21 protein-coding genes are annotated in these 24,252 nt (G+C 38.5%); 7 read left to right on the top strand and 14 right to left on the bottom strand.

What is annotated here, in order from left to right:
• Nucleotides 1-73: 73 nt before the first annotated feature.
• Genes SHI21_RS00425 through lon form a run of 4 tightly spaced genes read left to right on the top strand, consistent with a single transcriptional unit; the run spans nt 74 to nt 5,655 of the window.
• Entirely contained in the window at nt 74-811 is a 738-nt protein-coding gene (locus tag SHI21_RS00425) for a hypothetical protein (protein WP_323574095.1), read from the top strand.
• A gap of 9 nt (nt 812-820) precedes the next feature.
• Nucleotides 821-2,611, top strand: a complete 1,791-nt coding sequence (locus tag SHI21_RS00420) for a matrixin family metalloprotease (RefSeq protein WP_323574094.1) — start codon at nt 821-823, stop codon at nt 2,609-2,611.
• Nucleotides 2,612-2,652: 41 nt separating this feature from the next.
• On the top strand, nt 2,653-3,129 hold the full coding sequence (locus SHI21_RS00415) for a hypothetical protein (protein ID WP_323574092.1): 477 nt from the start codon (nt 2,653-2,655) through the stop codon (nt 3,127-3,129).
• Nucleotides 3,130-3,147: 18 nt separating this feature from the next.
• Nucleotides 3,148-5,655 (top strand): endopeptidase La, encoded by a 2,508-nt coding sequence (gene lon / locus SHI21_RS00410; protein WP_323574091.1) that lies wholly within the window; start codon nt 3,148-3,150, stop codon nt 5,653-5,655.
• A gap of 306 nt (nt 5,656-5,961) precedes the next feature.
• On the opposite strand, the gene rpoZ is transcribed toward lon, so the two are convergent.
• On the bottom strand, nt 5,962-6,174 hold the full coding sequence (gene rpoZ, locus SHI21_RS00405; RefSeq protein WP_323574089.1) for a DNA-directed RNA polymerase subunit omega: 213 nt from the start codon (nt 6,172-6,174) through the stop codon (nt 5,962-5,964).
• 96 nt (nt 6,175-6,270) lie between these two features.
• A complete protein-coding gene (locus SHI21_RS00400) occupies nt 6,271-8,085 on the bottom strand; it encodes an AMP-dependent synthetase/ligase (RefSeq protein ID WP_323574088.1) in 1,815 nt (604 codons plus the stop codon).
• 391 nt (nt 8,086-8,476) lie between these two features.
• Here SHI21_RS00400 and SHI21_RS00395 point away from each other — a divergent pair, with 391 nt between their 5' ends.
• Nucleotides 8,477-8,713 carry a hypothetical protein gene (locus SHI21_RS00395; protein ID WP_323574087.1) on the top strand — a complete coding sequence of 79 codons (237 nt, stop codon included), beginning with the start codon at nt 8,477-8,479 and terminating at the stop codon, nt 8,711-8,713.
• An 82-nt stretch (nt 8,714-8,795) separates the two neighbouring features.
• Here SHI21_RS00395 and SHI21_RS00390 read toward each other — a convergent pair whose 3' ends face one another.
• From SHI21_RS00390 to SHI21_RS00365, 6 genes are all read right to left on the bottom strand, one after another.
• Nucleotides 8,796-9,200 (bottom strand): hypothetical protein, encoded by a 405-nt coding sequence (locus SHI21_RS00390; RefSeq protein ID WP_323574086.1) that lies wholly within the window; start codon nt 9,198-9,200, stop codon nt 8,796-8,798.
• Between the two features lie 215 nt (nt 9,201-9,415).
• Complete coding sequence (locus SHI21_RS00385; RefSeq protein WP_323574084.1) at nt 9,416-11,152, bottom strand: ABC transporter substrate-binding protein; 1,737 nt, start codon at nt 11,150-11,152, stop codon at nt 9,416-9,418.
• 3 nt (nt 11,153-11,155) lie between these two features.
• Nucleotides 11,156-13,780 carry an alanine--tRNA ligase gene (gene alaS / locus SHI21_RS00380; protein WP_323574083.1) on the bottom strand — a complete coding sequence of 875 codons (2,625 nt, stop codon included), beginning with the start codon at nt 13,778-13,780 and terminating at the stop codon, nt 11,156-11,158.
• Nucleotides 13,781-13,855: 75 nt separating this feature from the next.
• The gene (locus SHI21_RS00375; RefSeq protein ID WP_323574082.1) at nt 13,856-14,338 is read right to left on the bottom strand and encodes a regulatory protein RecX; all 483 of its coding nucleotides are present in this window, start codon (nt 14,336-14,338) and stop codon (nt 13,856-13,858) included.
• Nucleotides 14,339-14,416: 78 nt separating this feature from the next.
• On the bottom strand, nt 14,417-15,535 hold the full coding sequence (gene recA, locus SHI21_RS00370; protein WP_323574081.1) for a recombinase RecA: 1,119 nt from the start codon (nt 15,533-15,535) through the stop codon (nt 14,417-14,419).
• Between the two features lie 230 nt (nt 15,536-15,765).
• Nucleotides 15,766-16,269 carry a phosphatidylglycerophosphatase A family protein gene (locus tag SHI21_RS00365; protein ID WP_323574080.1) on the bottom strand — a complete coding sequence of 168 codons (504 nt, stop codon included), beginning with the start codon at nt 16,267-16,269 and terminating at the stop codon, nt 15,766-15,768.
• 45 nt (nt 16,270-16,314) lie between these two features.
• Here SHI21_RS00365 and SHI21_RS00360 point away from each other — a divergent pair, with 45 nt between their 5' ends.
• A complete protein-coding gene (locus tag SHI21_RS00360; protein WP_323574078.1) occupies nt 16,315-17,556 on the top strand; it encodes a TIGR04552 family protein in 1,242 nt (413 codons plus the stop codon).
• Here SHI21_RS00360 and SHI21_RS00355 read toward each other — a convergent pair.
• The 6 genes from SHI21_RS00355 to SHI21_RS00330 form a co-directional block, all read right to left on the bottom strand.
• On the bottom strand, nt 17,553-18,464 hold the full coding sequence (locus SHI21_RS00355) for an alpha/beta fold hydrolase (RefSeq protein WP_323574077.1): 912 nt from the start codon (nt 18,462-18,464) through the stop codon (nt 17,553-17,555). The genes SHI21_RS00360 and SHI21_RS00355 overlap by 4 nt on opposite strands.
• Nucleotides 18,457-18,894 carry an FHA domain-containing protein gene (locus tag SHI21_RS00350; RefSeq protein ID WP_323574075.1) on the bottom strand — a complete coding sequence of 146 codons (438 nt, stop codon included), beginning with the start codon at nt 18,892-18,894 and terminating at the stop codon, nt 18,457-18,459. Before SHI21_RS00350 ends, SHI21_RS00355 begins: the two co-directional genes overlap by 8 nt.
• An 83-nt stretch (nt 18,895-18,977) precedes the next feature.
• Nucleotides 18,978-21,110 (bottom strand): ATP-dependent DNA helicase RecG, encoded by a 2,133-nt coding sequence (locus tag SHI21_RS00345; protein WP_323574073.1) that lies wholly within the window; start codon nt 21,108-21,110, stop codon nt 18,978-18,980.
• Nucleotides 21,094-21,570: a transcription elongation factor GreA gene (greA, locus tag SHI21_RS00340; protein ID WP_410198809.1), complete on the bottom strand. Its 477-nt coding sequence runs from the start codon at nt 21,568-21,570 to the stop codon at nt 21,094-21,096. Before greA ends, SHI21_RS00345 begins: the two co-directional genes overlap by 17 nt.
• 15 nt (nt 21,571-21,585) lie before the next feature.
• Nucleotides 21,586-21,762, bottom strand: coding sequence for a hypothetical protein (locus tag SHI21_RS00335; RefSeq protein ID WP_323574070.1), 177 nt, complete (start codon nt 21,760-21,762; stop codon nt 21,586-21,588).
• Between the two features lie 128 nt (nt 21,763-21,890).
• Entirely contained in the window at nt 21,891-22,352 is a 462-nt protein-coding gene (locus tag SHI21_RS00330) for a hypothetical protein (RefSeq protein ID WP_323574068.1), read from the bottom strand.
• A gap of 102 nt (nt 22,353-22,454) precedes the next feature.
• Between SHI21_RS00330 and SHI21_RS00325 the strand changes: the two genes are divergently transcribed.
• Nucleotides 22,455-24,170 (top strand): ABC1 kinase family protein, encoded by a 1,716-nt coding sequence (locus SHI21_RS00325; protein ID WP_323574067.1) that lies wholly within the window; start codon nt 22,455-22,457, stop codon nt 24,168-24,170.
• The last annotated feature ends 82 nt before the right edge of the window (nt 24,171-24,252 follow it).

Genomic DNA, 24,252 nt, shown 5'->3' with positions numbered 1-24,252 from the left:
TAAATTCGATAATTTAAATCAATTTCCCCCATGAATAACCGATAAAATAGTACTAATTCATGGGGGAATGAACGTGTTTAATAAAACTCTATTCATAATTTTTTTAGGAATGATGATTTCATTCAAAACTTTTGCGACAACATTTCAAGTAATGCCACTTGACCAGTTAATTGAAGAGTCGAGTAGTGGAGCTGAAGTTGAATTGAAGTCGAAAAAAACTTTCATGAATAAAGTTGGCATGATCATGACGGATTTTTCATTCAAGGTGACTGATGGTTACAACATTAGCGAAAGCGATATGAATGGAGATTTGATTACAATCACGATGTCGGGTGGATCTTTGAATGGAGTGACGTCTTACATTGATGGAGCACCGGAGTTTGCGGTTGGTGAAAAATCATTTCTTCTTTTAAAGAAAATTGAATCAAAACTTTATTTAAGTAACTTCACGATGGGGAAATATAAGATCGAAGAATCTGATGGGCAGACTTATTACGTCTCATCTGTTTTTCCTTATGACTCAGATTTAGGAAGAGTGAAAAAAGACCGTATGGTTGATTTGATGAAAATGAAATTTAAAGTAACGAGAGCTCCGGAACCTGATTCTTTCAGACCAGCGGGAATTAAAACCTTAGAAAAAACATTAGCTCCGAGAGGCGATGTCTACGAAGAACGTAAACCAGCACAGGTTGATGATAGCGAAGATAGTAAAGCTCAAGGTGTTTGTGTCGCAATGTGGGCCTTCCTGGCATTGTTCAGCATCAGTGGTGTAACGATCTGGTGGAAATTGAAAAAAGGTGTGAGCGTTTAATTGAATAAAATGCCATTCGCACTATTTATTGCACTAATTCTGAGTTGGTTTGCCAACTCAGCAGAAGCTTATGTTCAAAATCGTACAACGACAGATGCTTTAGTTCACTGGAGCGGGGCCGGTTTTACTCTAGACCTGTATCTTAATCCCACTAATTCACAATCACTCTCGACAGTTGATGTGACTGCACAAGTGGCCGCATCGATTGCGGAGTGGAATGGCAAATCTCGTATGACCATCAGACAAAATAGTACACCGAGCTCAAATCAAGCAAGTGTGAATGAGATTTTCTTTTCAACAGATCCATCCGTTTTTGCTAATGGGACAGGAGTTGTCGGGGTCACTCAGGTTTCTTTTAAAAATAATACCGGAGAAATGATTGAAGCAGACATTCTCATTAATGATAATTTTACTTTTTCAACTGATATCAATGAGGCCAATTATTTAGGAAATGTGATCACTCATGAGATGGGGCATTTTCTTGGATTAGGGCATAGTCAGGTCGCCGGTTCGACAATGTTTTATGCACTTTCGCGAGGACAGAATCAAATTGCCGATGATGATAAGGCGGGTATTTATTCGATCTATCCAACAGGGGATTCATCGAAAGGATCTTTGACCGGAAAAATTATGGGAGGGAAATCCCTGGCCGCAGTTTTTGGGGCCCATGTTCAGGCGATCTCTCTTAAAACCGGGCATATTTCAGGGGCCAGTATTTCTGATCTCGATGGAAGTTTTTCTATCGCGGGTCTTGATCGCGATGATCAGTATTTTATTTATACAAAACCAATTTCCTTAGTTGGATTGCCGTCGAGATATAATAATGCTCGTTTTGATTTTTGCAATTCATCTAAAAAATATCGCGGAAGTTTTTTTCAATCTTGTGGGTCTTCAGGTGAAGGTTATCCTCAGGCCGTAAAACTAAACTCTTCATCAGTGGCAGTTGGAAATATTAGTATCCGCTGCGGTCTTGATGTACCTGTCGATTATATTCAAAATAAAGATCAGACTCCGGCGCTGTTTGATATTCAATCAAATGTGAATTCTGGAACAGGGAATGCCTTTGTTGGATATTTCTCATCACAGGATATTGCTTCTAATGCTATTGATTATTTTAAAATGGGATATTCGAACGTTAACTGGAATGGGATTTCTCCTACAGCTGATCTTTATGTCGAATTAAAAGTTTTAAACCAGTCTTTTTATTCTCCATTTAAAGCAAATATTGCGATCAAGAGAAGTGGAGTGACGACTGCTATCACACCTAATTATGTACAAGAAGCAGATGGGACCTTAAATCTAGAAACAACAGTAAGAATTTTGATTAACAGATCAGTTCAGTCGGATAATGATTTTGAGATTTCTGTGACTCCAGAGATTATGGAGTTCCCCAATTTTCCTGTTGGCCTTCCTAATACAAAATCAGATTATTTTCCTGCAGGTTCAGCCTTTGAAGACTCACTGTATTTTTATTTGGTCACTGCATCTATCGTGAGAGACAATGGTAATGGAACTTTCACTCAGGTTTCATATAAGAACGAAGTCACAACCGATAACAGTAGTTGCCCAGATGCGATTAATACATATGCGTTAACAAGTTATAGTGCAACGGGATCAGCTGCGCCTTCAGGAAAGAAAAAAGATAGTGGTATCGCGTGTGGTACTGTCGACATGAATGGTGGTCCCGGAAACGGACCAGGTGGATTTTTTATTGGTCTCATTTTCAGTCTAATCTTATGTAGTCTTACCTCTTCAATCATTAAGCATAATAAAACAAAACATTATAGCAAGTTAGCCTAAGCTGATTTATACTTTTATGAGTATTATTAGCCGAGGCCCGTATGAAAATTATCGCTCTCTTTGTAACTATTTTTTGCTTAACATCAATATCTTTTGGCCAAGATCTTTTTAAAGAAAGAATCAGAAAGTTAAGCAGCAACAAAACTTCAATCTATATTGAAAAAGGAATCTTCCATAATGGTGGAGTGAAAGTTCAATCGTCTTTGAAGTCTCTTCGTCAGTCTTACAATCCAAAGCAAGGGTTCGAAAGAATCGTTATGGATTTTTCGACAAATCAAGTTCCTAAAATTTATGGTCACATTTCAAGTGATGACAAAAAGTTATACCTGGATATTTTTGAAACAACGCTGGCAAAAGATTTTAAATCTGTTCCAAGCACGCGTTTCATTGAAAAGGTTAATTTCTTCCCGATCGAATCGAATCACTTATCTCTTGATTTAAAACTTAAAGGCAAAGTGAGTGCTGATATTTTTTACCTGGAAAACCCGGGCCGCTTAGTAATTGATTTAAAGAATTAAATTTTCCTGGAGTTGAATATGTCAGATTTAGAAAGCGATTTCCAAGTAAAGCTAAAGCCATCAAGTGGCAAAGACGATCTTCCGAAACTTCCTGAGATCGTAGTTATTATCCCAATCATGAATAGCCCAATCTTCCCGGGAATGATTGCACCTATTATTTTAAGTGAAGAAAAATTCACTCCTGAACTGGATGAATCACTTTTAAAAACAGGTTACGTTGCTCTTAACCTTGTTAAGAACGACCTGAAAGATGATGAAGGAAGTATTATTCCTGAAGAGGATATCGATTTCGATAAACGCGAAATCAAGTCTGGGGACATTTATAAAGTCGGTGTACTTTGTAAAGTTGTTAAGAAGCTAAAGCTTCCAGATGGATCAGTGAACGTTCTTGTTCACGGTATGAAGAGATACAGAGCTTCAGAAATTTTATCTGAGTCTCCAATCTTAAAAACGAGAATTGAAGTTTTCGATGATATTTTAGAAACAGATGAAGAGCTTGATGCTTACACTAGATCGGTAATCAACCAAGTTAAGAAACTTTCTGAAATCAACCCGTACTTCAACGAAGAGATGAAGCTTGCGATGTTGAACTCGCCGTCACCAGGGTCTCTTGCTGACCTTGTGGCATTCGCTATCTCTCTTGATATCCCTGAAGCTCAGGATTTCCTTGAAACACTTGTTGTTAAAAAGAGATTCGCAAAACTTCTTGTATATTTAAAAAGAGAAAAAGACGTTGCTGATATTCAAAAGAAAATCTCTGACGAAGTTAACGATAAAGTTAACAAGTACCAAAGAGAGTATTTCCTACGTGAGCAATTAAAAGTTATCCGTTCTGAACTTGGAATGGAAGAAGATGAAAAATCACGCGACATCAAACGTATTAAAGAGGAATTAGAAAAAGTAGGGATGCCTGAAGATGTTTTAAAAACAGCGAAGGAAGAACTAGAGCGCCTGGAATTAATTCCTGATAGCTCACCAGAATACAACGTTGCTCGTACGTACTTAACTTGGCTGATTGATCTGCCATGGAAAAAACAAACGACTGACGATCTGGATATCAACACATCTAAAAAGATTCTTGATAAAGATCACTACGGTCTTGAAAAACCTAAGGAGCGTATTCTTGAGTTCCTTGCTGTTAGAAAACTAAAGCCAGGATACGATGGAACAATTCTTTGTCTTGCAGGTCCTCCGGGAGTTGGTAAGACATCTCTTGGTAAATCAATCGCAGCAGCTCTTGGAAGAACGTTTTACCGTTTCTCTCTGGGTGGTATGAGAGATGAAGCAGAGATCAAAGGACACAGACGTACATACGTTGGAGCAATGCCAGGGAAGATCATTCAAGCGCTAAAGCGTGTTGAAGTAAACAACCCGGTTATCATGCTTGATGAGATCGATAAGATCGGTAAGTCGTTCCAGGGTGACCCGGCATCAGCACTTCTAGAAGTACTGGACCCGGAACAAAACTCAACGTTCATTGATAACTACCTTGATATCCCATTCGATTTATCAAAGGTTCTTTTCATTGCTACAGCGAACTACATTAACGATATTCCAGAAGCTCTGCTAGACCGTATGGAAGTTATCGAGCTATCGGGTTATACGCTGGAAGAAAAAGTTGCGATCACAACGAAATGGATTATTCCTCGTCAGCTTAAAAAGCACGGTCTGCAAAAAGCTGATTTCTCTCTTAACTTAAACGTTATCAAGAAAATCATTGCTGACTATGCTCGTGAGCCAGGTGTTCGTGTACTTGAGCAACATATCGCTAAACTTTGTAGACGTGCGGCCCTTGATAAAGTTTCTAAGCCAAAAGGAAAAGCGAAGAAATTCGTTCCTACAGTTGAGAATCTTGAAGGAATGCTAGGGTCTCCAAGATTCCACTCTGATTCAGCTGAGAAGAAAAATAAACCAGGTGTTGTTACAGGTCTTGCTTGGACAGCATACGGTGGGGAAATTCTTTTCATTGAAACTCTTCCTCTTAAAGGGAAAGGATTCAAGCTTACAGGTCAGCTTGGTGGCGTAATGAACGAGTCAGCAAGTCTTGCTTATTCATACGTGAAGAAAATTCTTCAAAACCAAATTGATGTTGATACAGCTGCTACTAAGAAAAAAGCGGGAACTAAAAAACCTGTAGCAGGAACTCCTGCAGTTGTTGAACATGAACCAGAAGATTACTTAGCAGCTCATGAAGTGCATTTACACTTACCTGCAGGGGCAACACCAAAAGATGGTCCAAGTGCAGGGATCACGATGGCACTTGCTCTATACAGCTTAGCAACTAACAAAGCGGTTGATTCTAACATCGCTATGACTGGTGAATTAAGTTTAACTGGAAAGGTTCTACCAGTTGGTGGGATTAAGGAAAAAGTTCTTGCTGCTAAAAGAGCAGGGATCACAACTATCATTCTTCCAAAACAGAATGAGAAAGACCTTAAAGAAGTTCCTGTTCTACATAGAAAGGGAATGAAGTTTTTTCCAGTATCGCATTTTGATGAAGTTCTAAAGATCGCGCTTAAAAAGTGATCAAAAAAAATGCTCCAGTGGAGCATTTTTATATCGCTTGAATGAGTAATGAATAAGATTTCGTATTAAGAGTTTTGATCACATGTTCTAAAAATAGAAGAGGCCAGTCTCCACTGGCCTCTCTTATAAACTCTCTTAAATAATTCCAATTCCCCGTTTCTTGTCATTATCCATTTAGAGGGTCTACCCATATCTAATCGGATAAATTTCGATCAATTTAAATAAAATTAACCTTAAGAATTGGCAAAAAAAAACCGCCTAAAATAGGCGGTCTTTCTTATAAAAATGATGCTTTAAAATTTTTAATTAGAATTCGTCAGAATCGTATTCGCTGATTGGAGCGTGTTTGATTTTTCCAGCAGCGATTTCTCTAAGTGCTGTAACAACTTCTTTATTTTTAGACTTTACTAGAGGCTCAGCACCTTCTCTTAGTTGCTTTACTCTCTTAGTAGCTAGGTGAACTAGTTCATATCTGTTTTCTACTCTTTCTAAGCAGTCTTCAATAGTAATTCTTGCCATGGATTATCTCCTGGGCCGTTAGGCCAAAAATAGATTTACGAACTTTAGGTTATAGTATCAAACGGGATTTTTGTCTATAAGCAATCATTGTTCCTTCTAAGATTCTAGCTTTTTATACAGCGCGTCCACTTCTTTTTCATAGGCCTTTAAGATAATTTTCTTCTTAAGCTTCAAAGATGGGGTCAATTGACCGTTTTCAACCGTAAAATCACTCGGTGCGACAATAAATCCTTTAATGGACTCAAAGCTTGCCAGGTCTGAGTTTGCGGCGTGAACTTCCTTATCCAGGGTCTCGTAGACCTGAGGGTCTGCTGCTAGTTCCTCATAAGTTTTAGAAGAACCCATTTCGTCGATAAAAGCTTCGCGATCAATGCTGACAATAGCAACTAAGAATTTTCTCTTATCACCAACAACCATGGCATTTGAAATATGCTTTTGAAGTTTTAAAATGTTTTCAATTTTTTGAGGAGCTACGTTTTTACCAGCGCTCGTGATGATGATGTCTTTTTTTCTATCTGTAATTTTCACATAACCATCAGTTGTTAATTCACCAATGTCACCAGTTAAAAACCATCCATCTTTGAATGCTTCTTTCGTTGCTTCTTCATTTTTATAATACTGACTGAAGAGTGCTTCAGTCTTAAGCATGATCTCACCATCTTCAGCAAATTTGACTTGAACGTCACCAAGTGGAAGACCGATGGCCCCAGGAATTTGTCTTACAGGAGGATTTAAAATACAAGGAGCAATTGTTTCAGTCAGACCGTAACCTTCAAGGATAGTAAGGTTAGCATTTTGTAGGAAGTTCATAATGTCCGGAGACAATGGAGCTCCACCTGAAACAAGGAAACGAATGCGTCCACCGAAGCGGGCGTATATTTTTTCGAAAACTAATTTATAAGCAAGATTCTTTTGTAAAATTTCAAAAGTCGTTGGAGATTTATCAGCATTGATTTTTTGGTAGTAAGTATTTGATGCTGACAAGGCCCAGTCGAAAACTTTCTTTTTTAACTCATTTTCTTTTTGAACATTTTCTAAAACTTTTGAATACACTTTTTCAAAAATTCTAGGCACAGCTAAAAGAATAGTTGGCTTTGCAGTCTGCATGTTGTCGACAACTTTATCCATCGATTCAGCAAAGACACATTCAAAATCAAAAACGAGATTTAAGAATGAGTCACATCTTCCAAATACGTGAGACAAGGGAAGGAATGTTAATGTTCTATCGTTTGGAAGGATATTCGTTTTCAGTGAAGAATAAACGTTATTTAACATAACAACGAAAGCTCTTTGACTAATCACGGCCCCTTTGGGGTCACCAGTTGTTCCAGAAGTGTAAATGATTGAGGCGATATCAGTTGGTTCACTTTGTTCAATGCTTGCTTCAAAAAGCTTAGGAGAGTTTTGTGATTCTAATGTCCCAATGTCGATGAATTGTTGATAAGTCTGAAAAATAATTTTATCTGATAATTTTTTAACTGATTCTTCTGAAATATCTTTTAGGGCCACGATACATTTTAAGTGAGTCAATTTGTCTTGTTCAGCTAGGATCTTTTGAAACTGAGCTTCGTTTTCTAAAATAAGAATTTTTGTTTCACTATTATTTAAAATGTACTCCACTTCATCAGACATATAAGTCGGGTAGACAGGAGTGACGACAGCGCGGGCACAAAGAGCGGCAAGATCGAAGAAGTGCCATTCTTTAGAAGTTTGTCCAAGAATTGCTACACGATCCTGTGGTTTTATACCAAGGCTATTTAAACCATAAAAAATCACTCGGACTTTTTGTTGGTATTCATCGTTGTTATAGAAATGTAGATCTGAACCTTCAATCCATCCAATGGCCTTACGGTGTGGTGATTTCGCGGTCTTCTTTAAAAAGAGTTTCGAAAGTGTTGCGTCTTTGTTCATAAAATTAACCTGTAATGTTTTTGCTTAATTTAATTTCGGCATCTTACTATAAAAACTTACTCTTAGTTTATGCAAAATCAATGCATTTGATACCGGAGTAATTTATGCAAGATATGATTTTGATCCTCAGTCGATGCCAGGCCAAAAGATCCAGTCCTAAAACCCTCAAAACCTTTTTCAGGTTTCACTTTAAGGGCTTTTATAATGGATCAAAAATTAAGGAAATACATGTCTACCCTCATCAAAGTGCTGAGTTAGATAAAGGAGAGGACTATCTCCTTTGGGTGACTTTAAGATCAGTAAAAGAATCTGTGTTGGAGGTTTCTTTATTGAAATATAAGAAGATAGAGTAAACAAAAACTGATAGTATAGATATTACGAGGTTAATACTATGAGTGATGATGTTCTAAAAGACGTGACGGCCGAAGAACGTAAGTTCCTTCATGATATTTCTAATCACATTGTTGTAGCACATGGAATGGCGACATTTGCCTTGCGCGCGATTAAAGATAATCCTAACGTTGGTGAGAAAGAAGTAGAGCGTTTAGAGAAGTCTATTGATGCTATTAACAGGATGACTGATCTTTTACGTGAGAGAAGGTCTGTGCTTCATGGTGCGAAGGTGTAGCCCAAGCTCTTGAGAAGAAGTTTTATTTTTTACATTTTCAAAATATATAAAAATGCAGCCGTGGCTGCATTTTTTTGGTCCACTATTTAACTTTTACAGTAACGATATCCCCAATCATCATCTTGCCGACTTCAAAGACCGGCGTTTCTTCACCTTCTTCAAGTTTATTTAAAATTCCGATAGCAGATGAGTCTTCAGAGTGAAGAACTTTTACTTCTCCGATTTTGATTCGGTGATTGAAGCGCTTTTTACTTTCATATGGATCTAGTACAGAAACAACACGGTAAACATCAAGGACACTTCCTTTCTTAACGCCTTGGTTTGATCCCATATCAACGTAGAAGTTCTTTCTGACAATTTCGTCTTTGTTACCCATTGGGATGTCTTGAGAGATGCTGTAGATAACGTAGTCTTTGGCAATTGCCATTGAGGCCGTAAAGGCCAGGGCAATCATAAATAGAACAGGTAATTCAAAATATTTTCTCATTGTTTAAACTCTCTCTTATTCAAAGTGCAGTCTTTGAATCTTGCCTCCTTCTCGGCTCTCATAGGGGCGGAGATGAACATTGGGAAAGGTGGGGAGAGGGAAAGGAAATTCTTGCCGAATTAGGTGAGGAAGATACCTGAGTAGATAAGTTAGAATGATTCGTGGGTGGGCGGTAGAGATGGAAGGGATGAGTATTTCATCATCCCTAGAATAAATTATTTCACTCTTAAGTACTTAGTGTAGTTCCAGATTAAGTCATCAGGGCGGTAGTTCTTCACGTAGTCATGATAAAGAATGAAGTTACGTGAGTAGTACTGCATGATCCATGGAAGATCACCGTTAACGATGCTTTCCATTTTAATAATCAAATCTTTTTTCTCATCACCATCTGGAAGCTTGCTGATCTTTTCATACATTTTATCCAGTTCTGGCTTGATGTAATAAGACGAGTTTGGCCCCGGAGGAAGATTTGTTGAAATAAGTAACTGATAAATATTTTCAGCATCAGGGTAATCCAGTGTCCAGCCATCCTGGAAGAATTGAAGATGACCAGTTCTTGATTTCTCTAAGAACTCCTTAAAAGTATTTTTGATAATTTTAAGTTTGATACCAATAAGAGCTAGTTGAGCTTTAAAGTATTCAGCTTGAGCGTAACTGATTTTTGATTCAGCACGAGTGTCGTAGACGATCTCAGGAAGATTTTTTCCTTCAGGGTAACCAGCTTTTGCCAGAAACTCTTTTGCTTTATCTAAGTTGTACTCATAAGGGAGAGTGGCAGACGGATTGTAACCCAGGATGCCCGGAGGAAGGATTGAGTTTGCTCTTTGTCCTGTACTGTTCGTGAACTTCTGAATGTATAAATCCATATCAATCGCGTGAGCAATCGCTTTTCTTAGATTAAGATTTTTTCCTAAAAGTGGATCTTTCATGTTGAAGGCCAGCCACCAGTAAGTCAGTGTTGGCATTGTTTGAAGACGAATGTTTTTAGCTTTGATGTCTTCGCGAAGATTTCCGACATCATCAAAAACTTGAGAGTAGAACTCTTGAGGCAGTGTAATGAAGTCTAGTTTGTTTTCATTAAATAATGTCCAACGAGATTTATTATCATTAACCATGATGAAATGAATTCCATCGATAAAAGGAAGTTTTTCGCCACTGTCTTTCAAAAGAGCACGGTTATTTGCATAACGATCTCCTTCTGTTGGATAAAAGCTTTCATGGTAGTAAGGAAATTTCGTCAGAATGATTTCTTTAGCTGGATCCATCTTGGTTAAATAAAATGGGCCAGTTCCAACGGGAGTATGCCCGAGGTCGTTTTTATCATACTCAACAACTTCAAGAGGAACCGGAGAAATAAAGCTCATTGAAAGTTTATAAATGAATTGAGGGGATGGTTGAGTGAGATCAATGACTAGAGTGTGCTCATCCGGAGCATTAATTCCCTTGATTGAAGTTGATTTAAATTTCTCAAAATCATTTCCAACATTCTTTTTAAAATCATTAACACCAACAACCACACCATCTAAAACCCACCATCCAGTCGAGTTTAATGGATTGTATGAAAGTCTTTTGAGTTGAGTGATAAAGTCTTGTGCCGTTACATATCTGATTTGCCCTTTGAAAGCAGGGTGATCGTGGTAACGGATATTTTTTTTGATTTTGATAACGTATCTAAGACCCTTATTTTCAATCGTTGGCATTCCCTCAGCAAGCAAAGGCTTAAGTTCATATGGACGATTTAAATAATGGTAGTCGTAGAGTTGCTCGTAGATATTACAAATAACAGTTCCGGAAACGTTATCGTAAGAGTTTACCGGATCTAGGGTAGAAATTTCGCTGGTGAGTGCCATGTTAAGAATTTTATTTTCTTTCACATGAGCTTTTTTAGTACAACTTGTAAGAGACACTAAAACGAGTACGAGACTCAGTAACACCAGCGATTTTTTCATCATGAATTAACCTAGTTTAGATTTTAAAACAGTTTTTGCCTGAGCTGCAATCTTTGCAACTAAAGCGGCCTCTCCAGAACCTTGTGCGATATCTGGCTTTCCACCACCGCGCCCGTTAATCACTGGAAGAATTTCTTTTAGAACGTCTCCAGCGTTTACTTTAGCAGCACCTTTTGAAGCACGAACCAGAACTGTTGCTTTATCTCCATTTGTATTAAATAGAACAACTGCACCGTTTTGGAACTTACTCACAAATAAGTCAGATAGTTTTCTTAAATCCGTATCAGCACTTGCTTCGACAACAGCGAAGTCAATTCCACCGATGTTTTCAACAGTGTTGAATAGATCTTTTGATTCACTTGCCTGAATTTTATCTTTAAGAGCTTCGATTTCTTTTTGTTTGTCTTTTAGATCTTTAAAAAGATTTTCTAGTTTTGCCAGAGCGCGCTCTTCTTTATCCATGAACAGGCCTTCTACTTTTTTAAGAAGTTGAGATCTGTGTGACAGATAATGAATTGCAGTTTCTGATGTCGTTGCTTCAATACGACGAACACCTGTAGCTAATGAAGACTCGCTTAGTATTGTAATAAGACCGATATCTCCAGTGTTATGAACATGTACACCACCACAAAGTTCAGTCGAGAAATCACCCATCGTTAAAACGCGAACGATGTTTCCGTACTTCTCACCGAAAAGTGCCATGGCGCCTTTTTTCTGAGCAGCGGCCATATCCATAATGTTTGCTTCAACTTTATGAGCTTTGCTGATTTCCTGGTTTACCAAGTCCTCAACTTTTTCGATCTCGTCTCTTGTTAGAGCTTGAGTGTGAGCAAAGTCGAAACGAAGTTTTTCAGCATTAACAATTGATCCTGCTTGTTTTACGTGAGGCCCTAGAACTTTAATAAGTGCGGCCTGAAGTAAGTGAGTCGCAGAGTGGTTTCTCATAATTAACTTACGAGTGTGACCATCAACCGCTAGCGTATAAGTCTTTCCAACTTCAAGAGCATCAGCGTCTTTTGAGAAGTGAACATATAATCCATCAACTGGTTTTTGAGTGTCGTCGATGTGAGCGATAACGTTTTTACCGTCTTTTACTGTACCGATATCTCCAACTTGTCCTCCGGACTCACCGTAGAAAGAAGTTGTATCGAAAACTAGACCTTTCATTTCGCCCATGTCGACAACTTCTAAAAGTTTCGCCTGAACATCAAGTCTGTCGTAACCAACGAAGTCAGTTGCACCAGTTTTTTCTTTGATAGCATGGAAAACTTTATCAGAGTTATCAAGAGCGCCTTTCCAAGATTTACGAGACATCTCTTTTTGCTCGTTCATCGCTTTCTCAAATCCCTCGTTATCTAACGTAAGGTTTTGATCAGCAAGGTACATTTCAGTTAGGTCAACCGGGAATCCGTATGTATCGTATAACTTGAATGCAGCTTTCCCTGAGAAAACTTTATTCGTTACTTCTTTAGTGATGGCATCGTTTAAGAACTTAAGACCGTTTTCTAGTGTCTCTCTGAATTTTCTTTCTTCAAGCTCTAGAAGTTTTACAGCAAGTTCTGATCCACTAGCGTTTTGTGGGTATTCTTGTCCAAGCGCTTCGAATACTGCAGGAACAAGTTTGTAGAAAGAAATTTCTTTTACACCAAGCTCGTTTAAGTATTTTACTGCACGTCTGATAATTCTTCTTAGAACGTATCCACGACCTTCGTTAGAAGGAATAGCTCCGTCAGTGATAAGCATAGTTGCTGAACGGATGTGATCTGCTACAACTCTGAAGTTAGCTTTTGTTTTTTCGTCTTTCCCAAATGGTTCGTACTTTTTACCAGAGATCTCTTCGATCTTTTTCATGATAGGGAAGAAGATGTCAGTGTTGTAATTGTTATAACAACCTTGAAGAGCAGCAGCTACGCGCTCTAAACCAGCACCAGTATCAATTGATGGTTTTGGAAGTGTTAAGCGTCCTTCTGGAGTTTTTTCATATTGCATGAATACTAAGTTCCAAATTTCTACATATCTTTTTTCGTCTTCTAATAAATCTTTTGGATCAATTCTTACCAGATCGTGGTCAGTGTATTCTTCACCGTGGTCAAAGAAGATTTCTGAACAAGGACCGCAAGGACCAAATTCGCCCATCTCCCAGAAGTTGTCTTTATCACCTTTATTGAAAATTCTATCGTCAGGAAGTCCTGCTACTTTGTTCCAAAGCTTTCTTGCTTCATCATCAGTGTAGTGAACAGTGACGTATAATTTTTCTTTTGGAATCTTTAGTTCAACAGTTAAGAATTCCCAAGCAAACTTGATAGCGTCTTCTTTGAAATAATCACCGAAAGAAAAGTTACCAAGCATTTCAAAAAATGTATGGTGGCGGGCCGTGTGACCAACGTTTTCTAAATCGTTATGCTTTCCACCAGCACGTACGCACTTTTGGATTGAAACTGCTCTCTTATTTGAAGCAACAGATTTACCAGTAAAGTAATCTTTGAACTGGTTCATTCCGGCATTACAAAATAATAGAGTTTTATCGTTATGAGGGATAAGTGAACTAGAGGCCACTTTCTCATGGTTATTTTTCATGAAATATTGAGAGAACTTTTCTCTGATTTGTTGACCAGTTAGTTTTTCTGACATGGGAAGAATTCCTGTGGGTAAAAGTTTACGATATTGTACTTCTCCCAGTGAAATTCATCAATTTTTTAGTGATATTTAATAGGCGTCGGATTCAAAGTCGGCGCTATTTTCGCCCATGACAGACTTTAAAACCTTTTTTGACAGTGAAAAGTCATGACCTTTAGAGATCAGGTACCTTAAAATTTTACTTTGCTGATCGAAATCCAGGTCGGTTTTCATTCCGATCTTCTTTCTGGCCAGGCGCTCAATTTGTTGTTCTTCGCTCATATTATTGTCTTCAAAGATCTCTTGGATTGTCTCTTCGGAGGCAACTAAATGCTCTTGGGCCAGCTTTTGGCGGATATAGTTAACTGAGTAGCTTTTGTTCATGAAGCCTCTGATACGAGCTTCAGTGTAGACTTCTTCTTTCAGGTGGCCGCGAGCTTTAATTTCAGAAAGTGCGTCTTCTATTTCGTTTGCAGGAAACTTCTTTTCTTTAAGCTTTTCGCGGAGTTTGTGCTCCGAGTATTCTCTGGCAGATAAAAGTTTTACGATGTAGGTGAACGCTTTTGTAGACATAGTTTTGTGATGAAGAAACTCTAGTGCTCCTGTGACCTCTCATTCAAGAGGGATCAAGAGCACTAAAGTTATTTTTAATTACTGAAGATTCTTTTTTGATTTTTTCGGAGCTTTTTCTTCTTCAATGATCTCACCAGTAGACGTATCTACTACTTCGCCCATTGAACCAGCTGGAGCGTCAACGATTCCAAATTTAACTAGAATTTTTTGTTTAATTTCTTCTAGCATTTCTGGATTTGCTTCAAGGAAGTTTTTAGAGTTCTCTCTACCTTGACCAATTTTTGCATTGTTGTATGCGTACCATGCACCAGCTTTCTCAATGATGCCGTTGTTAGCACCAAGATCCAGAATATCTCCAACTTTAGAAATACCTTGTCCGTACATGATGTCGAATTCAGCTTCTTTGAATGGAGAAGCTACTTTGTTTTTAACTACTTTTACTTTTGTACGGTTACCGATATGAGCTTCACCGTCTTTGATTGCTGCAATTCTTCTGATGTCTAAACGTACTGAAGCGTAGAACTTAAGAGCGTTACCACCAGTAGTTGTTTCAGGGTTACCAAACATAACACCGATTTTCATACGAAGTTGGTTAATGAAGATAACTGTACAGTTTGAACGAGAGATTGATCCTGTCAGTTTTCTTAAAGCTTGAGACATAAGTCTTGCTTGAAGACCCATGTGAGAATCTCCCATGTCTCCTTCTAGTTCGGCCTTAGGAGTAAGTGCAGCTACTGAATCCACGATAAGAAGATTTACAGCACCTGAACGAACTAACATATCCGTGATCTCTAGAGCTTGTTCACCAGAATCTGGTTGAGAGATAAGTGTATTTGGAATATCAACACCAAGCTTAGCTGCGTATGCTGTATCTAGTGCATGTTCAGCATCAACGAAAGCTACTGTTCCACCTTGTCTTTGGCATTCAGCTGCGATGTGAAGAGTAAGAGTTGTTTTACCAGAAGATTCTGGCCCGTAAATTTCGATGATTCTTCCTTGAGGAATACCACCAACTCCAAGAGCTAAGTCTAAACTTAAACAACCAGTCGGGATCACCGCTAGTTTTTCGACAGCATTTTTGTTGTCGAGTTTCATGATTGCACCTTTACCGAATTGTTTTTCAATTGCTGATAAAGCTAGGTCTAATGCTTTTAATTTTTCTGGAGATGCTGCTGCTGATACTTTCTGTAATGACATGAATCCTCCGACGGTGTCCTAATGTGTGTGCGATTACGCTACATCATTTTATAATTGTTCGATAACTTAAAACTTTTGCAATTTGCTCAACTTATAAAAGAATCAAAGGCTTGTAATTATTAGACTAATGAGGTCATAAAGTCACAATTTGATAGGCAAGATATCAATTCTTTTCTTATACTCAGTCTGTGCGTAAAGTTTGCGCAAGTCAAGCGTAATTTTAGCGTAAGTTAGATTAAATTTAGATGTATTGAAAATACGTAATTGATGACCAAGTAGACCACTCCAGCAAAGACTCCGCTGACGATATCATCGAGAATTGTTCCCGCACCGTGATCAACTTGCTTATCAAAATAAGAAGCAGGCCACACTTTAATGATGTCGAAAAAACGAAACAGAGCAAAGAGTATAAAAAGATGAAGAAGATTATGTTTCTGAATGAAAAGCCAGGCCGTCGTCATACCTAGAACTTCGTCGATCACGATAAATTGCGGGTCGTGCAGATTGAATTTCTTTTGCACGATGTCTGCGATGAAAGATGAAATAATCGTCATGATGATAATGAAAGGAATGAATAAAACGTAAGGCGGATTAAATGTTCCGAGTCCATATAAAAAAGGAAGCGTAGCAAGAGTTCCCCACGTTCCGGGAGCTTTTGGTAAAAAACCTACTCCAAAAAAGGAAAGGAAAAGAATATCTAGTCTTTTAAGGGATGGTCGATTAGCCTCATTCATTACATAATAGTCTAGCTCGATTTTCGGGTGTTGGAAAAGGTTTAAATGGAAAGACCGAGTTACTTACAGAAATATATGTTTGATTGGGAGATCTTCGACGTTGTCGTCGGGGGTAAGTCTGCGCTCGATACAAAAAATTTCTTAGGGCCGATGTCTTCTAATGAACAGGTTAACCAATTCCTTAAAGGGTATGGTCTTGACCCGAATGATCATGTCGCTAAAGCAGAGCTGTTTGGAAACTTTCAAGAGGCCATGCAGTTTATCAGAAGATATTTTTTAAGAGAGGGGAACCCGGACGGACTTGATATTAAAGTTCCGAACTCGCTTCTTATGATCTCGGATATCGGCCAGTTATTTTTAATGGCCACTGACGACAACATCGTTAAGAAAGAAGATAAGCTTTGGGCGGAAGCGGTTTTGAAAGTCATGCATACAATCATGCATGCTGATAAAGACCTTCGTTCAAACTATTTCAATATTGTTCAGACTCAGATCTTTGATCGTTTTTACAAATATGTTTTTAGAAGTGACGACAACAAACTCTTTATTGGTGTGAAAGGCACTGATGATGTGGTTCCTCTAGTTGATTTTGAAACGAAATCAAAAAAGACCAGAGAAAGTGTCATCATTAAACTTCTACATAAAGCAGAGAACGTAGCGGAAGAATTATTTGATAGAGTTGGAGTTCGCTTCATTACTCATACTCGTTTTGATACGCTTCGCTTGATTCGCTTTTTATTAGAAAAAAATATAGTTATTCCTCACAACAACAAACCAAGCCGCGCGGTCAATACCATGATCGATATGGTGAAGTTTAAAGAAGCTCACCAAGGGCTATTAAAGATGGCGATCAGAAATAATCTTTCTGAAGACCGCTTCTTAGCTGCCATGGAAAGGGCCGCTGTTGAATCACAAAAAGAGCCGGGAGAAAGTGAGCGCAATAAGCACACTTCAAAAGCTTATCAGTCGATTCAGTTTACTTGCCGTCAGTTGATTGAATATAAAAATCCGTTTCTGCAAGAGTTCAACGATCTAAGAAAGTTCGCTAAGACTTGTAACCCGGAAGAAAACGAATTGGCACGTAAGGTTTTAAACATGGATATTTCTCTGGTGGCCAGAGATATCAGATTTTTCTACCCATACGAAATTCAAGTTGTGGATCATGAAGCTTTCAAAGCAAACTCGCAAGGGGATGCTTCTCACCAGGAATATAAACGTCACCAAGTCAGATCGGCGATGAGACGTGTATTCAAATCAATTATCGAATACAAACAAATCCAGCTCTAAGATTTTTTTCCACTTAATATTCCAGACTTTTTAATGAACTGATTAATTCGGTGATTAATCATTTCAGGAAAATCTGCTTGCGGAACGTGAGAGCCATCTTTAACGATGTAGAGCTGACTTTTAGGAAGATGTTTGGTTAGAATCTGCTGAAGGTAATTCGGGATAATTTTATCTTTATCACCACCAATAACCAGGGTTGGAGTTTCGATAGACTCCAGGTGGTTGATGATGTCGTGATCGTGCATAAGCTTTAGAAGGTGAAAGAATAAATTCTCAGGAAGCTCACTTATTTTTTTCATGTAGAGCTGTATGAATTCGATATTCACCTGCTTCTTGTTAAATCCACCATCAAAGATAGCGTATTGAGCGATTGGGTTTTTATAAGAGTGTTTCCACACGGCCTTATAAAGCTCCGGGTATTTTTTAGTGAACATTTCAATATACGGCATAGTGATATCGATAATATTTGAATCAAACATGATGTCTTGTGGAGGAACAACTGTTCCGGAAATAAGCACCTGTGCACTCACGTCTTCTGGATACCTGCGGGCATGCTCCAGACAAATATTCACTCCCATACTATGACCAACAAAGAGAGTTTTTTTGATGTTTAGATCTGCCAAAAGTTCATGAAGGTCGCGGGCGATATTGGGAAAGTTGCAGCTTTCAATATCTCCATCTTGTGATGAAGAAAAATGGAAGCGGTAATCGTGCAATAGGATTTGATAACCTAATTCTTCGAAATAAGGAATCTGGTATTTAAAGTGACTGTTACTGCAAAGAAGTCCGTAGATAAAAACCATCACTGGTTTCTCTGGATTTAATTCGTTCAGTGGGAAGTTCGTATTATAGAAAAGACGAGTGCCATCACTTGTATAAAAATAATTGGGATAACTTTTTTTAAACATCTGATGCCTTTTCATAGTCCAGTAAAACTTCTTCAATGAAATCTAGCGCAAAACGAAGTTCACCGGCATTTTTGGCAAAATTAGAGAACGCCAGGCTTAAGTCATCTTCTTCACGGTTCTTATGGAAGTCTAATATTTTTATTTGATTGTCACCAAACGCGATCACATCGTTGTGGCGTACTTTTAAAACACCGCTGATTTTCTTCCCGTTAATAAAGAAAAAAGGAGAGCGGGTTAAGCTTCTTGCAACTAAATGCGTGCCTTGTGAGTCTTGAATGATATGCAGATTCATGAAATTTAATGGCAGGATTTTTTCTAAAAAGATCAGGTCATTTTTTTTCGAGCGTCCAATATGAACGTGGTCGTATTCGAACTCATAAAGTCCGACGGCCAGAGGATCAGAAGATGTTAGAATTTCTAAATGAATCATAGAGCCAGTATAACAAATACCCGTTAATTTACACCGTGAAAATTTTGGTCAAAATGACTGTGGCAATCGGTCAACCTTTAGGGTTATACCGTTGTGAAGATGCGGGAGTCTTTAGAGAATTTATCGAGTAAACCCAGGATGTCGGGGTCATTGTTTCTGATGAGGTCAAAGGCATCTTCGCGGGCCTGATACAGAATATCGGCGTGAAGAACAATGTTGGCCAGGCGTTTTTGTGCCTGACTTCCTGATTGATCAGTTCCAAAAAGGTCACCTTCACCGCGAAGTTTTAAGTCTTCTTCGGCAATTTTAAATCCATCAGTATTGTTTTCGATAACTTTAAGGCGCTCTTTGCTCAAGCTCGATATTTGTTTGTCATTAACCAGGAAACAAAAGCCAGGTTTATCACCGCGGCCAACTCTTCCTCTTAGCTGGTGAAGAGAAGAAAGTCCGAATCTTTCAGGATTGATGATCGCCATAACTGTGGCATTGATGACGTTGATTCCGACTTCAATAACACTTGTTGAAACCAGAAGATCTATTTCGTGCGCTTTAAACTTAGTAAACATTTCTGCTTTTTCATCAGACTTCATCTGGCCGTGAAGGCCTTCGACTCTGTACTTCGGAAAGTATTTTTTATAACGCTCAAGCGTATCAATCAAGTTGTGAAACTCTTGCTCGGCACTCTCGTTAATCGCCGGAACGACAACATAGATTTGTTCATCGAGAGAGAGGCGGGTATTGATAAAATTTAAATACTGCTGATACGTTTCTTCAGTCACAATTCTGGTCTTATGGCCCTTACGTCCACCGGGCATTGTTTTGATAGAAGAAATATCAAGGTCACCATATTGAGTTAAACTAAGTGATCTTGGAATGGGTGTCGCTGACATAATCAGGCAGTGAGTCCCTTGTCCTTTGCTAGTGAGTTTAATTCTTTGATCAACACCAAATTTATGTTGTTCATCGATAATCGCAAGACCCAGTTCTTTAAATTGAATTGTTTCCTGAATAAGAGCATGTGTTCCAATGATAAAATCAATTTCACCATTTAAGAGACCTGCTTGAATCAGCTTTTTTTCTTTTGCTGGAGTTGATCCCAGGATTAATTTGAAAGTGACAGTGTCATCACCAAAAAGTTCACGGGCCGAAACGTAATGTTGCATGGCCAGAGCTTCTGTCGGGCACATCAGGGCCACTTGGCCGCCATTGTCAATAACGATCATAGCAGCAATCATAGCGACAGTTGTTTTACCGCAACCAACATCACCTTGAACCAGTCTCATCATTGGATGTTCGCTGATAAAATCGCGACGGATATCGTTTAGCGTTTTGCTTTGATCATCAGTGAGCTCGTATGGGTAAAGTTTCGCGAATGTTGAGTAAACCTCATTGCTGACTTCGTATTTTTTAGCTTTAGGTTTTTTGAAATATTTGCGTCTCAAGTAAATTTTTAACTGATCTTCAAAAAACTCTTCGTAAATTAAACGCTTTTCAGCTTGAGCTTCAAGCTCAGGAGTCGGTTTAATTTTAGCGTGCATGACTTTAAAAGCATCTTTAAGTGAAAGAAAATGATTCTTATTAATCACGGCACGAGGAAGTGTTTCAGGGATATTGTCCCAAAGATCTTTTGGGATTTTATCAATGAATTTTTTAATATGAATACCGGCCACAGTGTTCACTGTCGGGTACTGAATTTTTAATTCATTAGAGACGGTTGAAAATGGTGAGGGGTCATCAGGAGTTTCTAATGGGAAGAATTCAGGATTTGCAAACTGAGACTGTCCGTTAAAAACTGAAGCTTCACCCATAAATTCGATATAAGTGCATTTCGAAATTTTACTGGTGATTGATCCGTACGAGTTAAACCATTTAAGTGTGAGGATTTTATCTGAGAGTACATCCTGAACATGCACCATAATATTGTAGAGCATGGCCTTGCCACGGCCCTTGATGCGAAAATTTGGTTTGGCCTGCACGTTTAAAATCTTAGCTCGCCCAATGAAAATGCGTCCTTCTTCGATGTGGTCGAAACTGCGAAGGGGAGGAAGTTCAACAACTCTTAATGGGAATACCCATAAGAAGTCTGAGAGTTCATTGATGCCGGCAAGATTTAATTTTTCGAAAGATTTTTTTGAGGCGGGACCGTGCAGGTCTTCAAGAGTTGAAGACCATGACAAGGATTTCTTAGATGGTTTTTTCTCAGTCGATAAATTCAAATGATTCAATCTCGAATTCAACGTCACCTTTCGGTGCTTTTACGATTACAGTGTCGCCTTCTTCTTTTCCGATCAGTGCTTTACCTAATGGGCTAGTGAAAGAAATTTTGTTTTCTCTTGAATCTGATTCATCTTCACCAACAATTCTGTAAGTGATGCTAGCGTCTTTTGCTACATCAAGTACTGTCACTGTTGCACCAAAGACGATTTTCGTACTTTTAATTTTGCTTACTTCAACTACACGAGAGCGAGCAAGGATACCTTGAAGTTGAGCGATACGCCCTTCAACGATTGCTTGTTTTTCTTTAGCAGAATGGTATTCAGCATTTTCTTTTAAATCGCCAAGCTCACGAGCTTCAGAGATTGAAACTTTAAGTTCTTCGCGTTCAACTTTTACCAGTTGGTTAAGTTCTGCTTCTAATTTAGTTTTACCAGCTAATGTAATTGGTAATTCGGCCATTGCCATATGATTGTCCTATTTTTTAAAAATTGAAGCTGCAGCGTCTAGTAAACTCTCTTTAGATGTACCAGCTTGAGAGCCATCTGAGAGATTAAAGTAATCACAGAAATTAGCTTTTTCTTTGTCGACGATTCTGTCGGCATTTGATTCGCGGCATTCGTTATAGACCTTTGGGTCGTAGAAAGTACACATTCTACAACAATGAAGGCTTGTAGAGCAATAGGGGCACTCCTCAGTTCTGGTAACTTTAAAAGCTCCCAAGATAGGAATCGATTTATGGCAGTGATAACAGGTAATGCTATTCATTTACTAAACCCAAGTTAAAAGGTCCATTGCTGCACAAGACCTAGTTTTACTTTAGAAAAATCCATCTGACCCTGTGTTCCTTCTGGATTAAAAAAGATCTTTGGAAGATTTCTCTTATTATATTCTTCAACTGCTTTATTTAAATTTGATTCATTCGTCACTTCCAGAGTTCTAGCAACCAGGAAGTTCACCAGAATCGTCGCTGTTCCCGAGATGATATAAAGTCTTCTGTTTTCCGAATCAGAATTAAAAAATCCAAATAACAAGAGTCCCGTTCCAGCTGTTCCTAGAACTGCTGAAGGCCATCTTATGCCAGAATTTTTTTGATATGTATCCAGGTATTGTTTCGCCACCGGATCTTTTTCCAGTTGGTAGCGAAGCCCTTCACCCTTTTGAGAAGTGTTAGAGTCCACCAGGACTTCCTGATAATTAATAATCGCGATGCGACTGCAGGTTTCCACTGCAAATGCTGACATCGAATTAAAAATGAATAGGATTACCAAAAAATAGCGCAAAATCACCTCAAATGTTATTTTTCTGATTATAATATAGGCACATCCTATTCAAAAGGTTTTTTCATGGATTTGATTAAAGCAGGTATTGGAATATCAAAAACGATAAGAAACGTTGGGCGACTGCAAGAAATTGTCATGGTTTTTGCACGCAACGGGTTTGATGAATTCATTACAAACAACACAACAAATAAAATACCAAATTTTGTTTTACCTAAATCAAAAAAGAGACTGACAGAAGAGCTGGCCAATAAGTCGGAAAAAGACTGGAACCAGGTTGTCGGATTTCGCCTGCGTAAATGTTTTGAGGAATTAGGCCCGGCCTTTATCAAATTTGGTCAGTTACTAAGTTCCCGCGAAGATCTCTTCCATCCATCATTTATTGAAGAAATGAGAATGCTTCGAGATAAAGTAAAGCCAGTTGCTTTTGAAGAAGTAAGAAACATCATCGAGTCTGCTGTTGGTAAAACTGTAGAGCAGGCGTTTAAGTCTGTTCAAAAAGAGGCCATTGGTACAGCGTCCATCGGAGTTGTCTTCAGAGCTGTTCTTCACGACGGAACTCCGGTTGTTATCAAGGTTCGCCGTCCGGGAATTGAAAAAGAAATTGAAACTGATTTCTCTATTTTAATGTTTCTGGCCATTCAAGCTGAACGAGTCAGTAAAGAGTTGAAGTATCTTGGAATTTCAAGAGTTGTGAATGACTTCGCTTTAACACTTCATCGCGAATTAAATTTTCATGTTGAAGCACTTAACTGCGAACGTTTAAGAAAAAACATTGAAAAACATGACACCCAAAATTTTTATTATATTCCACGTGTGTTTAAGGAATACTCCTCAGAAGGTGTTTTAGTTATTGAAGAGCTGATTGGGACTCCTTTTAGTAATCAAGAAGCGATCCTTGCTAAAAAAGCAGAAATCATTCCTAAGATGGAATACGGTGTAAGACTTTTCCTTAAAACATTTTTAAAAGATGGATTCTTTCACGCTGATCTTCACGGTGGAAATTTCTTTTATCTTGATGATGGAAAAATTGGATTAATTGATTTTGGGTTGATGGGAAGTTTAAGTAAGAGCGGAAGACATCACTTCATCGCTATTATTTATGCGATCCTTTCATACAACTACGAAAACTTAGTTTACGAATTTTTAGATGTGGCCGAATACGAAACGATTCCAGATACAGATGCGCTTATACGTGACGTAAGAGAAGCACTAAGTCCGTTTGTTGGTTTATCAGTTAAACAAACAAACTTCTCAGACTTACTAGCAGTGGTTTTAAGCACATTAAAGAAGCACCAGATGTATCTTCCAAGAGAATGGTACATAATCTTCAGAGCGCTTATTACGCTAGATGGAGTAGGCAAGCAGCTTGGTATCGATATGAACATCTTCGGGATTCTTGAAGATGATATCGAAGAAATTATCGAGAGTACTTTTAGTAAAGATGAGCTGATGGAAGAGGCCGCTTGGGCCGCACGCGATCTGACGTCAACAATGCGTGTTCTTCCACGCCATATAAAGTGGTTCCTACGTGACTTCGCTAAAAAAGGTTATGCCATTGAAGTGAAGAATACAGGTTATGAAAAAGAATTAGGAGCGGCCGTTGGTGCTCTGACATTTTTAGGATTTGCTTGTCTTTCTTCAGTACTTATTTTCACTGGTGTCTATTTAATTGGCGCCAGAGATATTAATGACTGGACACAGATCCCAACTGTGAGTTGGATCATGTGGAGCTTAGGAGTCATACTCTTCTCCTCGGGCATATCTAGTTTACGCCGCTAATATTCAGCGCTTAGTTAAGTTACCTAAGCGCCGCCAACAAATAGTGTCGGCCAAAAATCAAACGAATTCCATCAGGCATTAA

It is taken from the genome of Bacteriovorax sp. PP10 (assembly GCF_035013165.1).
Lineage (GTDB): Bacteria > Bdellovibrionota > Bacteriovoracia > Bacteriovoracales > Bacteriovoracaceae > Bacteriovorax > Bacteriovorax antarcticus.
Note: the sequence above shows the minus strand (reverse complement) of the source record. Positions and strands in the feature narration are given on the sequence as shown.

Bases quoted from the DNA above. Each gene is read 5' to 3' on its own strand.
- SHI21_RS00420 (WP_323574094.1), top strand. From the start codon at position 821: ATGCCATTCGCACTATTTATTGCACTAATTCTGAGTTGGTTTGCCAAC.
- SHI21_RS00415 (WP_323574092.1), top strand. From the start codon at position 2,653: ATGAAAATTATCGCTCTCTTTGTAACTATTTTTTGCTTAACATCAATA.
- lon (WP_323574091.1), top strand. From the start codon at position 3,148: ATGTCAGATTTAGAAAGCGATTTCCAAGTAAAGCTAAAGCCATCAAGT.
- rpoZ (WP_323574089.1), bottom strand. From the start codon at position 6,174: ATGGCAAGAATTACTATTGAAGACTGCTTAGAAAGAGTAGAAAACAGA.
- SHI21_RS00400 (WP_323574088.1), bottom strand. From the start codon at position 8,085: ATGAACAAAGACGCAACACTTTCGAAACTCTTTTTAAAGAAGACCGCG.
- SHI21_RS00395 (WP_323574087.1), top strand. From the start codon at position 8,477: ATGAGTGATGATGTTCTAAAAGACGTGACGGCCGAAGAACGTAAGTTC.
- SHI21_RS00390 (WP_323574086.1), bottom strand. From the start codon at position 9,200: ATGAGAAAATATTTTGAATTACCTGTTCTATTTATGATTGCCCTGGCC.
- SHI21_RS00385 (WP_323574084.1), bottom strand. From the start codon at position 11,152: ATGATGAAAAAATCGCTGGTGTTACTGAGTCTCGTACTCGTTTTAGTG.
- alaS (WP_323574083.1), bottom strand. From the start codon at position 13,780: ATGTCAGAAAAACTAACTGGTCAACAAATCAGAGAAAAGTTCTCTCAA.
- SHI21_RS00375 (WP_323574082.1), bottom strand. From the start codon at position 14,338: ATGTCTACAAAAGCGTTCACCTACATCGTAAAACTTTTATCTGCCAGA.
- recA (WP_323574081.1), bottom strand. From the start codon at position 15,535: ATGTCATTACAGAAAGTATCAGCAGCAGCATCTCCAGAAAAATTAAAA.
- SHI21_RS00365 (WP_323574080.1), bottom strand. From the start codon at position 16,269: ATGAATGAGGCTAATCGACCATCCCTTAAAAGACTAGATATTCTTTTC.
- SHI21_RS00360 (WP_323574078.1), top strand. From the start codon at position 16,315: ATGGAAAGACCGAGTTACTTACAGAAATATATGTTTGATTGGGAGATC.
- SHI21_RS00355 (WP_323574077.1), bottom strand. From the start codon at position 18,464: ATGTTTAAAAAAAGTTATCCCAATTATTTTTATACAAGTGATGGCACT.
- SHI21_RS00350 (WP_323574075.1), bottom strand. From the start codon at position 18,894: ATGATTCATTTAGAAATTCTAACATCTTCTGATCCTCTGGCCGTCGGA.
- greA (WP_410198809.1), bottom strand. From the start codon at position 21,570: ATGGCCGAATTACCAATTACATTAGCTGGTAAAACTAAATTAGAAGCA.
- SHI21_RS00335 (WP_323574070.1), bottom strand. From the start codon at position 21,762: ATGTGTACTTTCTACGACCCAAAGGTCTATAACGAATGCCGCGAATCA.
- SHI21_RS00330 (WP_323574068.1), bottom strand. From the start codon at position 22,352: ATGTCAGCATTTGCAGTGGAAACCTGCAGTCGCATCGCGATTATTAAT.
- SHI21_RS00325 (WP_323574067.1), top strand. From the start codon at position 22,455: ATGGATTTGATTAAAGCAGGTATTGGAATATCAAAAACGATAAGAAAC.